At 59.9% G+C, this 13,363-nt stretch carries 16 protein-coding genes; 3 read left to right on the plus strand and 13 right to left on the minus strand.

The window, feature by feature from the left end:
- Positions 1-98: 98 nt before the first annotated feature.
- Together VGL70_06370 and VGL70_06375 are read left to right on the plus strand one after the other, a co-directional pair.
- A complete protein-coding gene (locus VGL70_06370) occupies positions 99-1,709 on the plus strand; it encodes a hypothetical protein (protein ID HEY3303144.1) in 1,611 nt (536 codons plus the stop codon).
- Between the two features lie 163 nt (positions 1,710-1,872).
- Positions 1,873-2,016: a hypothetical protein gene (locus VGL70_06375; protein HEY3303145.1), complete on the plus strand. Its 144-nt coding sequence runs from the start codon at positions 1,873-1,875 to the stop codon at positions 2,014-2,016.
- Between the two features lie 137 nt (positions 2,017-2,153).
- Here the strand turns inward: VGL70_06375 and VGL70_06380 are convergent, their stop codons facing one another.
- The 12 genes from VGL70_06380 to VGL70_06435 all read right to left on the minus strand — a co-directional run bounded on the left by VGL70_06380 (position 2,154) and on the right by VGL70_06435 (position 12,143).
- Positions 2,154-3,143: an ABC transporter substrate-binding protein gene (locus VGL70_06380; protein HEY3303146.1), complete on the minus strand. Its 990-nt coding sequence runs from the start codon at positions 3,141-3,143 to the stop codon at positions 2,154-2,156.
- A gap of 50 nt (positions 3,144-3,193) precedes the next feature.
- Entirely contained in the window at positions 3,194-3,997 is an 804-nt protein-coding gene (locus tag VGL70_06385) for an ABC transporter ATP-binding protein (protein HEY3303147.1), read from the minus strand.
- Positions 3,994-4,806, minus strand: a complete 813-nt coding sequence (locus VGL70_06390) for an ABC transporter permease (protein HEY3303148.1) — start codon at positions 4,804-4,806, stop codon at positions 3,994-3,996. Before VGL70_06390 ends, VGL70_06385 begins: the two co-directional genes overlap by 4 nt.
- A gap of 377 nt (positions 4,807-5,183) precedes the next feature.
- Positions 5,184-6,455 carry an NAD(P)/FAD-dependent oxidoreductase gene (locus tag VGL70_06395; GenBank protein HEY3303149.1) on the minus strand — a complete coding sequence of 424 codons (1,272 nt, stop codon included), beginning with the start codon at positions 6,453-6,455 and terminating at the stop codon, positions 5,184-5,186.
- 40 nt (positions 6,456-6,495) lie between these two features.
- Entirely contained in the window at positions 6,496-7,314 is an 819-nt protein-coding gene (locus tag VGL70_06400; protein HEY3303150.1) for a hypothetical protein, read from the minus strand.
- Complete coding sequence (locus VGL70_06405; GenBank protein ID HEY3303151.1) at positions 7,311-8,057, minus strand: metallophosphoesterase; 747 nt, start codon at positions 8,055-8,057, stop codon at positions 7,311-7,313. The genes VGL70_06400 and VGL70_06405 overlap by 4 nt, the downstream gene beginning before the upstream one ends.
- 74 nt (positions 8,058-8,131) lie before the next feature.
- A complete protein-coding gene (locus tag VGL70_06410) occupies positions 8,132-8,425 on the minus strand; it encodes a hypothetical protein (GenBank protein HEY3303152.1) in 294 nt (97 codons plus the stop codon).
- Positions 8,426-8,506: 81 nt separating this feature from the next.
- Positions 8,507-9,004, minus strand: a complete 498-nt coding sequence (locus VGL70_06415; GenBank protein HEY3303153.1) for a DUF2231 domain-containing protein — start codon at positions 9,002-9,004, stop codon at positions 8,507-8,509.
- A 10-nt stretch (positions 9,005-9,014) separates the two neighbouring features.
- Positions 9,015-9,167 (minus strand): DUF3309 family protein, encoded by a 153-nt coding sequence (locus VGL70_06420; GenBank protein HEY3303154.1) that lies wholly within the window; start codon positions 9,165-9,167, stop codon positions 9,015-9,017.
- Positions 9,168-9,241: 74 nt separating this feature from the next.
- The gene (locus VGL70_06425; GenBank protein HEY3303155.1) at positions 9,242-9,379 is read right to left on the minus strand and encodes a DUF3096 domain-containing protein; all 138 of its coding nucleotides are present in this window, start codon (positions 9,377-9,379) and stop codon (positions 9,242-9,244) included.
- A gap of 100 nt (positions 9,380-9,479) precedes the next feature.
- Positions 9,480-11,444 (minus strand): DNA ligase D, encoded by a 1,965-nt coding sequence (gene ligD, locus VGL70_06430; GenBank protein HEY3303156.1) that lies wholly within the window; start codon positions 11,442-11,444, stop codon positions 9,480-9,482.
- A 429-nt stretch (positions 11,445-11,873) separates the two neighbouring features.
- Positions 11,874-12,143, minus strand: coding sequence for a hypothetical protein (locus VGL70_06435; protein HEY3303157.1), 270 nt, complete (start codon positions 12,141-12,143; stop codon positions 11,874-11,876).
- 158 nt (positions 12,144-12,301) lie between these two features.
- On the opposite strand from VGL70_06435, the gene VGL70_06440 reads away from it, so the two are divergent.
- Positions 12,302-12,472: a DUF1328 domain-containing protein gene (locus VGL70_06440; GenBank protein ID HEY3303158.1), complete on the plus strand. Its 171-nt coding sequence runs from the start codon at positions 12,302-12,304 to the stop codon at positions 12,470-12,472.
- Between the two features lie 264 nt (positions 12,473-12,736).
- Here the strand turns inward: VGL70_06440 and VGL70_06445 are convergent, their stop codons facing one another.
- The gene (locus VGL70_06445) at positions 12,737-13,228 is read right to left on the minus strand and encodes a peptidoglycan-binding domain-containing protein (GenBank protein HEY3303159.1); all 492 of its coding nucleotides are present in this window, start codon (positions 13,226-13,228) and stop codon (positions 12,737-12,739) included.
- Between the last annotated feature and the right edge of the window lie 135 nt (positions 13,229-13,363).

Below are 13,363 nucleotides of genomic sequence, written 5' to 3' on the forward strand. Positions count from 1 at the left end.
GGGGACGCGGAGGTTCAACGGCTTGTCCGGTGCTTGGTAACATTTAAAAGGTATCTAGGTTGTCGCTGCAGAGTGAACGGTTTCAACACAAGACTAATATGAACGCTCACAAGTGGAGGCATCTCATTTTCGTTTTTGTCATCTGCCTCGCGACCGCGGTCCTTTACGCCAACGTCACGCGCGCCTATTTCTGCGCCTACGACGACTTTCTCGAGATTCACCGGGCGGCTTTCGAGGACAGCCGGGACCCTTCCCGGATCTTCACGACGCCGCACTTCAATTCGCCCAAATACCGCCCGCTGAATCGCTTGCTCAGTCTATGGACCTACCGGGCCGGCGAAGGGAGCCCGCTCCTCTTTCGAATTAGAAACCTGGCGTTTCATCTGATCAACGTCGCGCTCGTTTACGCGCTCGGTTGGCTGCTGTTCGCTAGCACACCGGTGAGCGTGGCGGCGGCCGCATGGTTCGGCCTTCATCCGCTCGCCAACCAACCCGTCATCGGCGCGCTATGGGCCAACACCATCGCCCATACCGGCTTCCTCCTGGCGATCGTGACTTTCATCGTGTCGCTGCGAGCGAAGCGCTGGGCGCTTTGGCTATCGATTGCGATCATCAGCGGCTGGCTGGCGCTTTTGACCTACGACTCCAGCGTCGTCGTCTTCCCGCTGATGGCCGTCTATCTAATAATTTATGTTTGGCTTTTTCAGAGACGAATTCTTCCCAGGGGATTCTTGATCGCATGCTGCGGGCTCACGGCGGCGCTCATGGCCGCGTATCTTGTCTTGAGAGTCGTTTTTGTGTCGCAGGGGTGGTCCCAGGCGGCGAAGACCGTACCCGCGCCGTGGATCGTCGTCAAAAATATCGCCATGTACCTGTTCGCGTTGCTGTCTCCGCTCGATTCGGTGCTGGCGAACGAATGGCTGAATCTGCCGCTGCCCTCGGAGATCGATCTTGATAATTTTATTCTTGCGGCCGCCGCCCTGGTGGTGTTACTGGCCATAGGGCTCGCCGCCGCCGTTCGCTACGCCGTTAAACACCCGGAACTGTTCCGCAACCTCGACCGGGCGGCGATCGCGTTCCTGGTCTCCGCGATCGCATTGCCGCTGTTGCCGGTGCTTTTGTTTGCCTCCCATCCCTCCGAAACCTATTTATATCTGTCCGTCGCCTTCTACGCTCTCCTCTTGGCTTACGCGCTGGGCCGGGCCATCGACGCCATGCCCATCCCTGGGAAAGAGACGGCCTATGCAGTCGCCGTTCTTTTTTTTGCGGCCATTCTTTCCGCCGCCACCTGGACGAGAAACGAGCGCGTTCTTAATTGCGCGACGACCGCGAAGCGAATTATTCGCGCCTTGCCGGCGGAGCTTTCAACGGGCGCCCGATGGACCGTTTCCTTTGCGCCGGCGCCGGAGTCCCGGCGGACTCCCTATGGCTTTTACGCGCATCGCGGCATCTACACCCTCGGCGACGACGACGGCGCGATCACGGCCGCGCTGCAATTCGTCTATGGAAACACGCTGCTGGCCGCGAAGCTGATCGAGCCGGAACGATCGGCCGAGGGCTGCCGGAACGTTCGTTCCGCGCGCCGGCTTTGCCTCATGGTTTACGGCGACGGCCGCATGGAGGCTCTCGGGGCCGCGCCGGCGGACGAGATCAAAAGAATTCCCGTGGGAGTTGAATCCAACCGATCCCCGCTTGGAGGTATAGAATGAACCCATCTCTTAGCGTGATCGTGCCGCTTTATAACGAAGAGCTCGCTTTTTCTGCCGTCGCGGTTAACCTTGCTCGGGTATTCACTCCGATTGATCGCTTTTAACTCTCGCTGCAGAATAGTAGGATGGTGATGAATAGACCGTTCGAGAGGAGGTGAAGGCGATGAAGAAAGCTAGATTACTGGTTCTCCCGCTTCTCCTGGGTTTGTTGATCATGTCCGGGTGTGTCTCGGCCGGAGTCGATATAGGAGGTCACGGGGCCAGCGCCGGCGCAGCGCCGGGCGCGGCTGGCGTTGAAGTCCACTGACACAATAATCGCAATCGCTACGACATCCAGTGACGGGCGGAAGAGAAAGCCTTCTCTTCCGCCCGTTTTTATTTCGAGCGCTGTTCCGTACCTATGTCCCTGCCGGTTCGGGATGGTCCAACGCCCTCGTGGCGTTTTCACCGGTTTGTTTGCTTGGCGCGATTGTAGGGTCCGGGATCAAACACATTATCCGGCACGGCGTTTTTCACTCCGCCGGCCGCCCGAACGATTTCATAGATGCGCTTTAGCGACGCGATGTCCTGTGGTTCGAGGCTCGCAATATAGGCGCCGTCCCATTGCCCGGCGTATGCCTTCGCGTCTTCCGCGCGCATATTCGCCGCCTTTTCGAGCATTTCGGCGACGCGGTCTTTGTTTTTCGAGCCGTATTGGAGGGCGTTGCGGGTCGCGGCGATGAACTTCGCGACGGCGTCCGCGTTCTTGGCGAGATAATTGTTGTACACGATCATCACCGCGAGAATCGGCGGGGCATTCCCTTTCGTGAGCTTCTTCCACTCGTCCACGACGCTCGCCAACCGGCGGAGCTTCGCCTCGCGCATCTGCGCGATCGTGACCGAACGCAGCGCGCCGGCATCGATCTCTTTTTGTGTAAGAAACTGCGCGAGCTGCGCTTCGTTCCCCGGCGCGACGCTGTAGGCGTCCGGCTTCAAGCCGAAGTTTTGCTCGAGAATGGCCGTGGTAATCGCGTGCGTTGCGCTGCCGGGAGGAGACATGCCGATTTTCTTGCCCTTCAGATCCGCCATGGCTTTGATCGGCGAGCCGTCGAGCGCGACGATTTGAGCCTCGGCGATCTGGGTCGCGAGAACGATTGTGACGGGCACGCCGTCGGCGGCGATGCCCATCGAGTTGGTGGAGGGCGCGGCAAACGCAACGTCGATTGCGTTCGACACGATCGCCCGCGTCGGCCCGTTAACCTCCGAGAACCGCACCCATTCAACCTTCGGTCCCTCCTTCTCGGCGAATTTCATCTGCTCCATGACGGCGCCGAACCCCAGGCTGAAGCCGCTGGTCCAGTATCCGACCTTCATGTTCTGGGCGAACGACGGCACGGACGCGAACACCGCCGCGCCGAGGACGACAAGGCCCACATAAAAGTTCTTTACATTCATCTCCGCTTTCTTCTCCTTTTTTACTTTTTTCTTTTTGCCTTTTTACTTGTTCAGAGGAGCGTTCGCAGCCGCTTGATATAGTTTGCCACTTCCGGCTCCAGCGGATCGCGCGGCCGGGGCGCGGCGATGTCCACCACTTCGCGAATCGTGCCCGGCCGCGGCGTCATCACCGCGACCCGATCCGCGAGGACCACCGCCTCTTCGACGTCATGCGTCACGAAAACCACGGTCATGCGCTTGAGCTCGTAAATGCCGAGCAGCTCCCGGTGCATCAGGCCGCGCGTCTGAGCGTCAAGACGCGAGAACGGCTCGTCCATCAATAGAATGCGGGGCTCTGTGACGAGACTGCGCGCCAGCGCCACGCGGCTGCGCATGCCGCCGGAAAGCTGAAAAGGGAATGCGTCTTCGAAGAGGTTTAAACCGACGAGACGAAGCGCTTCGCGGGCGCGCTGGACGCGCTCGGCCTTGGGCGTCGATCCGGCTTCCAGCGCGAATTCGACGTTGCGAATCGCGCTGCGCCACGGCAGCAGACGCTCGTCCTGGAACATGTAGCTCGCGGCGCACCAGTCGTTCAGCTCTTCGCTCGGCGCGCCGCAGATGCAGACGCGGCCGCGATCGGGCTTGAGGATTCCGGCGATGATGTTGAGCAGAGTGCTCTTGCCCGCGCCGGACGTTCCGAGCAGGCCGACGATCGCATGTTCGGCGATCGTTAGATCGGCGTCCCTCAGCACTTCGAGCGGCTTTCCGTTCGCGCCGGGAAAACTTTTGCCGACGCCGCTCAAACTGATTGCCGGCAGGGCCGCGCCGGCGCCGGCGGACGTTTGGCGGGCTGTTTCAGTAATCGCGTCGGTCATTGCGCTTCCATTTCCTTTTTCCAGCGGAACAGATGATTTTCCAAGGGAGTCAAGATCCCCATTTCAATCGTGGCCATCATGATCACGAGCGTGAGCGTCCACGCGAACACCTGGTCGGTCTGAATCAGGTCGGCGGCCTGGCGCAGGCGATATCCAACCCCGCTCGAAGAGCCGATCGTCTCCGCGACCAGCGAGACGCGCCAGCCGAAGCCGAAGGCGAGACGCGCCCCGGAAAAAAAGTGAGGCAAGATCGTCGGCAGGTAGATCTTGGTCATGATCTTCCGGTCCGGCATCCTGAGCACCCGCGCCAGCTCGATGAAATCGGCATTGACGGTGTGCGTGCCCTGCCAGACGTTGGTGAGGATGAGCGGCATAGCGGTCATAAAGACGACGAAAATCGTCGTCGCATTGGAAATCCCGAACCAGATGATCGCAAAGATCGCCCATATCGCGGAGGACACCGTGTTCAGCACCGGAAGGACCGGCTCGAAAAATTCGCCGACGCGCCGGTTCGCGCCCAGAAGGATGCCGAACGGCAGGCCGATCATCGCGGAAAAGATAAAGCCGACGGCAACGCGCCAAAACGTGACGCCCAGATTGCGCCACAGGTCGCCATTGGCGGCGATGAGAGCGAGCGCCCGCCAGACGCGCGCCGGCCCGGGGAGTATATAGTGCGGCATCGAGAGCGACGCGAACCACCAGACGGCAACGATCAGCGCGGCGAGCGCGAGCCGCTGAGCGATCAGGTCGAGCCGCAGTACCCGATTGGCCGCCGCGGGCAAACGACTCTCTTCAACGGCTTCGGCCATGATGTCCCTTTACCTGTTTTAGGTCTAAGGGACAAACGGCTTGAGTTACAGAGAGAATTTATCCGAGCAAAGAGAGGCGTCAGGCGAGGTGTTTCGGCAAATGGAAATCTACGATTCGGTGCCAGGTCGGAGGGGAAACGGTCGGCTTGTTGTTGCAGTTCGGACACGATTTGATTTTTAGAAACGTGATCAGCTCTTCTCCGTGACCCAACACAAGAACGAAGTGCTCACCACAGTTGGGACACTCCAAGGTCCACAAACCGGCGTCCATACATCAATATAGTGTCGGCGTCGTCTTTTTAGCAAGAGACTGCGGCCCAAGCAGCGGAGCAATCGTGAATCTCAGCCGTGCCGCTATTTTGAGCGATCTTCCGCCCTCACGGCACCCGCTGCTCGCCGGTGATGAGGCGCGCCGCTCGATTGCGGGTGACGTAGTACCAGCCCCACTGGATCAAGACCAGCACTTTGTCCTCGAACTCGACCAGGTGGATGAGATGGACGAAGAGCCATACGAGCCAGGCGAAATAGCCGGCGAAATGGAGTTTCCCAAGATCGGCGACGGCCGTACCGCGGCCGACGATCGCCATGTTGCCGCGGTCGCGGTAGCGGAACGGCGGCAGAGATTTTCCCTCGATGCGGTTCCGTATGAGCTTGGCGACGTAGCGCCCCTGCTGCATCGCGACCGGCGCGACGCCGGGAAGCGGCCTGCCCGTTTGATGCGAGTAGTTCGCCAGGTCGCCGATCACGAAAATCTCGGGATGGTTCGGCACGGTCAAGTCCGGCTCGACCATCACGCGGCCGGCGCGATCCAGTTTCGCGCCGGCCGCCTGCACCAAGGTTTTTCCCAGGAAAGAAGCCTTGACGCCCGCGGCCCACACGACGGTCCGGCACGGAATCTCTTCGACGCGCTCGCCGCGCTTGGTGACGACGGCGTCGGGACGTATGTCCGTGACGGCCGTCCCCGTCTGCACCGTCACGCCGGTGCGGGCGAGGAATTTTTCCGCCTTGGCGGAAAGCTCGTCGGGATACGTCGATAGTATCCGGTCCCCCGCTTCGAGCAATAAAATTCGCGCGGCGGCGGGATCGATGTGGCGAAAGTCATGCCTCAACGTGTCCCGGGTGATTTCTCCGAGCGCCCCCGCCAGCTCGACTCCCGTCGGCCCGCCGCCGACGATGACGAACGTCGGATAAGAACGGCCCTTGCCGAGATCGACTTCACGCTCGGCTTCTTCGAATGCCAGAAAAATCCGCCGCCGGATCTCGGTCGCGTCTTCGACCGTCTTGAGGCCGGGCGCCAGCGCCTCCCAATGCTCGTTGCCGAAGTAGTGATGGCGCGAGCCGGTGCCGACGATCAGCGTGTCATAGCCGATCGCGCCGTCGCTCAGCACGACTTGCTGGCCGCCCACGTCGATATCGATCGCCTCGCCCAGGAGAACGTCGGTATTTTTCTGCCGCCTTAAAACGGCCCGGAGCGTCGAGGCGATGTTGGCGGGCGAGAGCCAGCCGGTCGCGACTTGATAGAGCAAAGGCTGGAACAGATGAAAATTGCGCCGGTCGATCAAGGTCACGCGCACCGGCGCGTCTTTTAACGACTGGGCGGTGTAAAGGCCGCCGAATCCCCCGCCGAGAATGACGACGTGGTGATCCATCTTTCCATTGTAGCGCACGGCTCGTCGGGCAGCTATGCCGCTAGTTTTTTTTCTGATGGTCGATCGCCTCTGTCCAGAGGTCGGTTTCCGCTGGGGTCATGGTGCCGCCGGGAATCAGGCGCGGGTCTTTGTAGCCCCATTGTTCGATGTCGATAAGGTATTGTTCTCGGGAAAGGAGCGTGCCCTGACAGACGGGCTCCGTCGGAGCGGGCGCGCTGATTTCGGCGTTCAGATTCCCTACCAGCTCGCCCACAACCCACTCGGGAATCTGCGATCGCTTAGAGGGGTAGACAAAACCGAAAAGAACGATGTGGCTAAAGAGCACCCGCCAGTGCCGGCCAAAGCGGCTGAGCAGGCGCCGCCAGTCCATTTTATCCGCGCGGGCAAGCAAGAGATGCGCGATATCGGCGCCGTCGTAGCGCTCGCGCTCCATGACGAACGCTTTCGACCAGATGGTCTCTTCCACTGGACAAAGCTTGACGGGAACGCCGAGCATCTCGTCATCGATGGCGTGCCTGAACCATTCGTCGTCCACCTTCGCGACGGCGTTGCCGGAGCTGAAGATGATGTCGGCGAAATATTCCCCGCAATACGCTTTTCCGAGCCAATGCGGGAACGTGAGCTCGGTTTGGCAGCCGTTGTCGGAGAGCGCCGTCAACGCGCGGCGGCAATCCTCCGGGCGAACAAAAAGATCGAGATCCTTCGTGTCGCGGGCGATTCCGGTATAACGCTCCAACGCGTAGGCGCCGCCGAGGAGAAAAGGGACTTTGGATTCGTTCAGGGCGGTGAGCGCCCGATAATAAAATTGCTGACCCTCGTTATGATCGAAGTCATCGGCGCCCGGGTCGGTTGGATTCATGCCGTCGCCTCACCGCGCGCCCCATCGCCACCGTCGCTCCCTCCGGAAGGAATCTCGAGCACGCGGAACAGCGGCCGGTCGGGAAAATGTTCTTTCAGGACCTTGAGCGCCACGTTGTAGACCGGAGCCCCGCTCCGGGTGCGCCCCTCGGGATTCCCGTGATGCGCGTGGCCGTGAAAGACCGCCGTCACCGGGTAGCGATTGAGCGGCTCCTCGAGACGGCTGGAGCCGAGAAAAGGAAAAATCTGCTGCGGCTCGCCCTGGACTGTGGCCTCGATCGGCGCGTAATGAAGCAAAGCGATCCGTTGCGCGGTCCTGAGCTTGGCCAGCGCCGATTCGAGCTTCAGCGCCTCGTCGATCGCCTCCTGGACGAATTTTTTCATCGTCGGCTCGCCCCACGGCTGCAGCGCGCGCTCGCCGAACCCGCCGCCGAATCCTTTGACGCCGGCGAAGCCGACGCCCTGGATCTCGCAAGCCGTGCCGTCCAGCACCGTGACGCCGGCACCCGAGAGCAACCGCTCCACGTCTTCTTTCCTGCCCGATTCGTACTCGTGATTGCCGAGCACGGCGACGATGGGAATTTTAATCCCGGCGAGCTCTTTCGCCAGGATTTCCGTTTCTTCCGGCAGGCCGTAATCGACGAGGTCGCCGCACAGTAAAAGGATATCGGCGCTCGCGGCCGCTTGGGCGAAGAGCGGTTGCAGTTTTCCCTGCGACGTCTTCGTGTAGTGGAGGTCGCCCATCGCCGCAAGCCGCACCGTCTGTTTTGCTTCCAGCCCTTTCACGCGCGCTCGCTCCTAAATCTACTCGCTCTCCTTCAAATCAGCTCGCGCACTTTGTCCGAGAGCACCGTCCAGGCGATCTTCGAGCGATTGGGCTCGCCGCGGGCGAGCGACTGCGCGAACTTCGCCGCCTGGCCGAGATAAGGCGGGATTCTTTCGTTCTTGAGGGCAGTTTTTAAAAGCCCCTCGATGATCCGGGACCCCGTCGGCTTTTTGCCGTCCTTATCCAATTTTTTAAATTTTAATCGCTCTAAATTCTGGCTCGCTTCCTGGCTGAGATAGACGGTCATTTTGACGCGCCGTCCGCCGCGCGCGACCCGCGCTTCCATAGATCAGCGATGCCTTTCTTAAACCGATGTGCTCTCCGCATGAACGAGCTCCGGCGATCGGACGACCGCCGGTCGCATCCCTCACCCTATCCGGCGTAGCTTTCTCGGGCCGGCGCCGCGCTGCTCCGGGCGGCTCCGGGCGACGGACGGCTGCTCAACGCCCATGCCATGGACGTAAACCAGCTCGCCCCCGAGCCAGCCCGCGACCGCGAGAAGCGCGACTCCGAAAACCGAGAGCGCAATAGGAAAAACCGCTCCGGGAGCGCTGCTCAAGCGGAGATACAAATTCAAGCTGAAAACCGCCACGGCCGTCAGATTGACGGCCATGTGATAGACGCCGATTCTTCGGTCATTCGGAACGGAGATCGAGAGAAAATCGATGAAGCCCGGAATGGCCGCGAGCAGAGCGCCGACCACGCCGCCCGCCATCGTATAGCAGGCGACATCGTTCCAGCTCTCCGCACGCCAACCCGCGGCGCCGATCAGATCAGCGACTAAAGAAAATACCCAAAGACCGATCGGAACGGCGACCAGCATCGGGTGAATGGGATGTTTGGCGATGCTTGCAGGAGTGCTCATAAAGTCCTCCTCAGATCCGTCCCATCAACACCAGGATGATGATAATCAAAAGGATCAAGCCGAGTCCGCCGCTCGGGTAATATCCCCAACCGGAGCTATACGGCCAGCTAGGCAAAGCACCGATGAGAAGAAGAATTAAAATGATGAGCAGGATAGTGCCCATGACAAGCCTCCTGACGTCGATCAGATTCAAGCCGGGAATTTTTTCCGACGGCTGTAATCTTTACTCGCGTTCTTCTACGCCCGCATCAGGCCTAAAATCCCTATGACGATCAGATAAACGGCAACGATGTAATTGAGCAGCCGGGGAATGATCAAAATCAAAATGCCCGCGATCAAAGCCACTAACGGCTGTAAAGCAACGTGGATCTGCATGCCCCATCCTCCTTCATGACCGCCCGCGTCCAATGCCGGTGCAGCGCCGCCATCCGAATCATTGGAGCAAGCGATATGCCAAAACCCTGTAATCCATGCTTCACTTTTCCCCCCGCGCTACTTCCTTCATCGTGGCGGCCGTGATCGGCCGCCGCGCCGACTCGTAATTTTCCCAGGGATCTTTTTTGAGCCGCGCCAAGCGCCGGCGGAGATTCCGAACGTTGAACCGGTCCGGGCCGACGCCCGCGGCGACTTCTTCCCAGGTGAGCGGCGTGGAGACCGCTGCGCCGGCGCGCGCGCGCGTGGAATAGGCGGCGACGGCGGTCGCGCCCCGGCCGTTGCGCAGATAGTCGATGAAGATTTTCCCGTTGCGCCTGGCTTTGGACATCGTCGCCAGATAGCGATCCGGCGCTTCCCGCGTCATTTGCCCGGCCACGCGCTTCGAGAACTCTTTGATCTCGTCCCATTCGTACTTGCGGACGATCGGGACGACGACGTGGAGCCCCTTCCCTCCGGTGGTTTTGACAAAGCCGTTCAATCCCAGGCCGCCGAGCATGCGGCGGAGCGAGCGCGCGGCCTCGATCATTCGCTTCCAGGGCAGCTCAGGGTCCGGATCGAGGTCGAAGGTGAGGCGGTCCGGTTGCTCGATGCGGTCGCTGCGCGAGCCCCAGGTGTGGATTTCGAGCACGCCCATCTGCACCAACGAGATCAGCCCCGGAAGAGAATCGACGACGACGTATTTTCCCACGGAGCCCTTTTCTTTGATGGCCACGCGCCGCACCCAGTCGGGCAGGTTTTCTCCGACGTGCTTCTGGTAAAAACACTCCTTCTGGTATCCCTCCGGACAGCGGACCAGGGTCAGCGGCCGGCCCGCAAGATGGGGCAGAATCCACTCGGCGATATCCTCGTAGAAGAGCGCGAGCTCGCGCTTGGTGATTCCTTGTTCGGGATAGAGGACGCGGTCCGGATGCGAGAGAGCGATCCCGGCGATTTTCATCACGGCCTCATGAACATTTCCATTGTTGGATTTTGCACTGCCCGACGACGCCGGCAACGGCCGCTCGCTGATTATTTTTGCCGCGGGCTTGTCCTCGCGGAGCCCCTTAAAAGATGGATGGCGCAACAGGCCGTCGCGAGTCCAGCCGGAGAACTCGATCTCCCCCACTAGCTCCGGCCTCACCCAATGTAATCTCTCGCGCGCAGTTCCGCGAGGCGGATTGGAAAACGGCGGAGACTCTACGGCGATCCGATCCAGGCGGGAGCGGAGCTGCGCCAGAGATTCGTGCGTAAATCCGGTGCCGACCCGCCCGGCATAGACCAACTCGCCTCTATCGTTGTATACGCCGAGAAGCAGCGCGCCCAACCCCACGCGCGAGCCCGCGGGATCGGTGAAGCCGCCGACTACGAACTCCTGGCTCGCGTGGCATTTGGTTTTCACCCATTCGCGTCCGCGGCCCGGACGATACAGCGACTCCTTTTGTTTGGAGATCACCCCCTCGAGCCCAAGCTGGCAGGCGCGGCGGTATAGCGCTTCGCCTTGGCCGACGATGTGATCGCTGAAGCGGATCGTTCCGGCGGCTTTTTTCAGGACCTTGGCCAGCACATTTTTGCGCGCCAGAAGCGGGGCGCGCGTCAAATCGTATCCGTCGAGATGCAGGAGATCGAAAACAAAGTAAGTCAGGCGTTCCGTTTTGTTTTTGCTGAGCGCTTCTTGGAGCGACTGAAAGTTCGTCGCGCCGTCTTTTTCCACGACGACGATTTCTCCGTCGAGCATGGCCTGATCGACGGGCAGATGGGCGGCGTCGCCGCCGAGCTTACCGAAGCGATGAGTCCAGTCCTTGCCTTCGCGGGTAAAAAATTTTACCTGTCCCGCCTGGACTCGGCAGAGCGCCCGATATCCGTCGAATTTGATCTCATGCAGCCACTCATCACCTGCGGGGACTGCGTTCACGAGAGTGGCCAGTTGCGGGCGGATAAAATCGGGAAGTCCGGCTTTCCTTACGCCGGGAAGATTGTCGACGAGCCCTGTTTCTTTATTTGGCTTTTTGCTTCGGCCGGCCTTCACGCCACCGAGAATACCCGGCAAACTGGTTATAAGTCCACCGCCCGGGGCTTCGTAAGCTTCTCTACCCGATTCGAGCGGGTGATGAAAATCGCGATCTTGTCGGTAGGACCGAAGCGCCATAAACATACTATGGATCGAACCATCACGTGATGGCGGGCCGGTGAGGCAACCCGCAACGTCCGCGATAAACCCTTTTTCTTTTTTCCCGCCTTTTCTTCGATCGTTTGCCGGTCGCGGCGGCCGATTTCTTGCTCATTTCTTTGGCGGCCCTCCTTTCGCCGGTCGATTCAAAAATCATACCCCCGTCCGACCAGCGCACAAAGTGGGTAAAGGCCGGAATCGATGTAGGAGTATTCCTCGATGTAAGTAAACACCGGGGATACGTAGGAGGGACGTAAGAAAGAAAATAAGTGATGCAGTGCAGCGCGGTTATCGCCCGCCGTGCTTGGTCGGAGCGGCGCGATCGACCTCCGTCGCCGCGCCCAGAGAGCGAAGCGCCGCTAAAACGGCATCCAGGCCTGTCGCTTGCGGCCCCGTCATGCTTTCCTCTTCGGCGACCTGCAACTCTCTTGCGTCATACTCCCACTGACGCAAGATTTGAATCTTCTGACCGCGTGAAAGATCGGGCTTTTGAACGACTTCAGCGGGGGTCTTAAAGACACCACCGGGATCCAACAGTGCTTTTTCAAAATCGGTCATTCGACACCTCCGAAAGAAAATGAATCACACTTTCAGAATAGCACCTGCCGCCCGTTACATCGTTTAGGAATTCACCCCATTTGCAGTCCCCGGATCTTCGCCTAGACTGGAAGAAAGCGGTGGTGGACCACCGCAACCACAAAGGAAGGGGGAGGTTTATGCTTAACTGGGCAGTGACTTTTTTAGTCGTCGCGCTGATTGCGGGCGTCCTTGGGTTATCCGGGATTGCCGGCGCAGCTACCGAGATCGCCTGGATCCTGTTCGTCGTGTTTCTGATCCTGTTTCTGGTCAGCATGGTGACGGGACGCCGCGCCGGCCCGCCGGTGTAACTTCGCCCCGCACGGTCGATTAACCGTAGATTAGTAGGTTAAAGGCATTTTTCGTTAGGGCGGGACCTGCTGCGAATCCCGTCCCATATTTTTCCTCTCCTGAAAGCATCCGAACGCGTATGAGATTAAAAAATCTCCGCGCGGTTTAGGTAAAAAAACGGACGGTAGGCAATGGACGTCCCACCCGCAGGCTGTAACGCGGATGAACCGGTCGCTGGCTTACCGTCCGCTTTAAAAACACCCGCGCGGACTAGTCGACTGGTGCTACTGCTGTTTCCCGCCTTCGGCCCCGCGCTTTAACTCTTTGCCTTCACTGCCCGTAGCGCCCGCGTCACCGCCGGACTTTCCCGAACGAGCCGAGGAGCCTCGTCCCGAGGATGCGCCCTGCTCTATCCCGAGGGCTTTTTTGGTCTGCTCGTCGAGCGTTCCGGTCGCCTTCAGACCCTGCTTTTCTTGGAAGGCCTTGAGCGCGTCTTTGGTTTTTGGACCCATGACGCCGTCGATAGCTCCCGGATCTTGGCCCTTGTCTTTCAAGGCTTGCTGGACTTTCTTGATCTCTTCGTTGCCCGCCGTCGCGCCCGACCGCGACATACCCGACGCGCCTTGTTCGTTGCCGCTCTGCGCTTGGACGCCTGTCTGACTCTGCGATCCGCTCTGACTTTGTCCTTCTTTGACTTGCGCCCAGACCGCCAGCGTGGCAAAGGCTACTGCTCCGATTATCGAAAACGCTAAGAGCAATCTTTTGCGTGCTTTCATCTCTTTCCCTCCTTTTATTTTATTTGAATGCAGACGACTCGCACTTTGCTTCCATGGGAAAGCACATGCGACGGCGAGGAAACCGCAGTGCCGATAAACATAGTGCGGGCCGATTTGGATCGGGTCAATCAGGGA

It is taken from the genome of Candidatus Binatia bacterium (genome assembly GCA_036504975.1).
Lineage (GTDB): Bacteria > Desulfobacterota > Binatia > UBA9968 > UBA9968 > JAJPJQ01.

Bases quoted from the DNA above. Each gene is read 5' to 3' on its own strand.
- VGL70_06410 (HEY3303152.1), bottom strand. From the start codon at position 8,425: ATGGAAGCGCGGGTCGCGCGCGGCGGACGGCGCGTCAAAATGACCGTC.
- VGL70_06385 (HEY3303147.1), bottom strand. From the start codon at position 3,997: ATGACCGACGCGATTACTGAAACAGCCCGCCAAACGTCCGCCGGCGCC.
- VGL70_06425 (HEY3303155.1), bottom strand. From the start codon at position 9,379: ATGCAGATCCACGTTGCTTTACAGCCGTTAGTGGCTTTGATCGCGGGC.
- VGL70_06415 (HEY3303153.1), bottom strand. From the start codon at position 9,004: ATGAGCACTCCTGCAAGCATCGCCAAACATCCCATTCACCCGATGCTG.
- VGL70_06380 (HEY3303146.1), bottom strand. From the start codon at position 3,143: ATGAATGTAAAGAACTTTTATGTGGGCCTTGTCGTCCTCGGCGCGGCG.
- VGL70_06370 (HEY3303144.1), top strand. From the start codon at position 99: ATGAACGCTCACAAGTGGAGGCATCTCATTTTCGTTTTTGTCATCTGC.
- VGL70_06445 (HEY3303159.1), bottom strand. From the start codon at position 13,228: ATGAAAGCACGCAAAAGATTGCTCTTAGCGTTTTCGATAATCGGAGCA.
- VGL70_06420 (HEY3303154.1), bottom strand. From the start codon at position 9,167: ATGGGCACTATCCTGCTCATCATTTTAATTCTTCTTCTCATCGGTGCT.
- VGL70_06375 (HEY3303145.1), top strand. From the start codon at position 1,873: ATGAAGAAAGCTAGATTACTGGTTCTCCCGCTTCTCCTGGGTTTGTTG.
- VGL70_06405 (HEY3303151.1), bottom strand. From the start codon at position 8,057: ATGGGCGACCTCCACTACACGAAGACGTCGCAGGGAAAACTGCAACCG.
- VGL70_06400 (HEY3303150.1), bottom strand. From the start codon at position 7,314: ATGAATCCAACCGACCCGGGCGCCGATGACTTCGATCATAACGAGGGT.
- VGL70_06435 (HEY3303157.1), bottom strand. From the start codon at position 12,143: ATGACCGATTTTGAAAAAGCACTGTTGGATCCCGGTGGTGTCTTTAAG.
- VGL70_06440 (HEY3303158.1), top strand. From the start codon at position 12,302: ATGCTTAACTGGGCAGTGACTTTTTTAGTCGTCGCGCTGATTGCGGGC.
- VGL70_06390 (HEY3303148.1), bottom strand. From the start codon at position 4,806: ATGGCCGAAGCCGTTGAAGAGAGTCGTTTGCCCGCGGCGGCCAATCGG.
- VGL70_06395 (HEY3303149.1), bottom strand. From the start codon at position 6,455: ATGGATCACCACGTCGTCATTCTCGGCGGGGGATTCGGCGGCCTTTAC.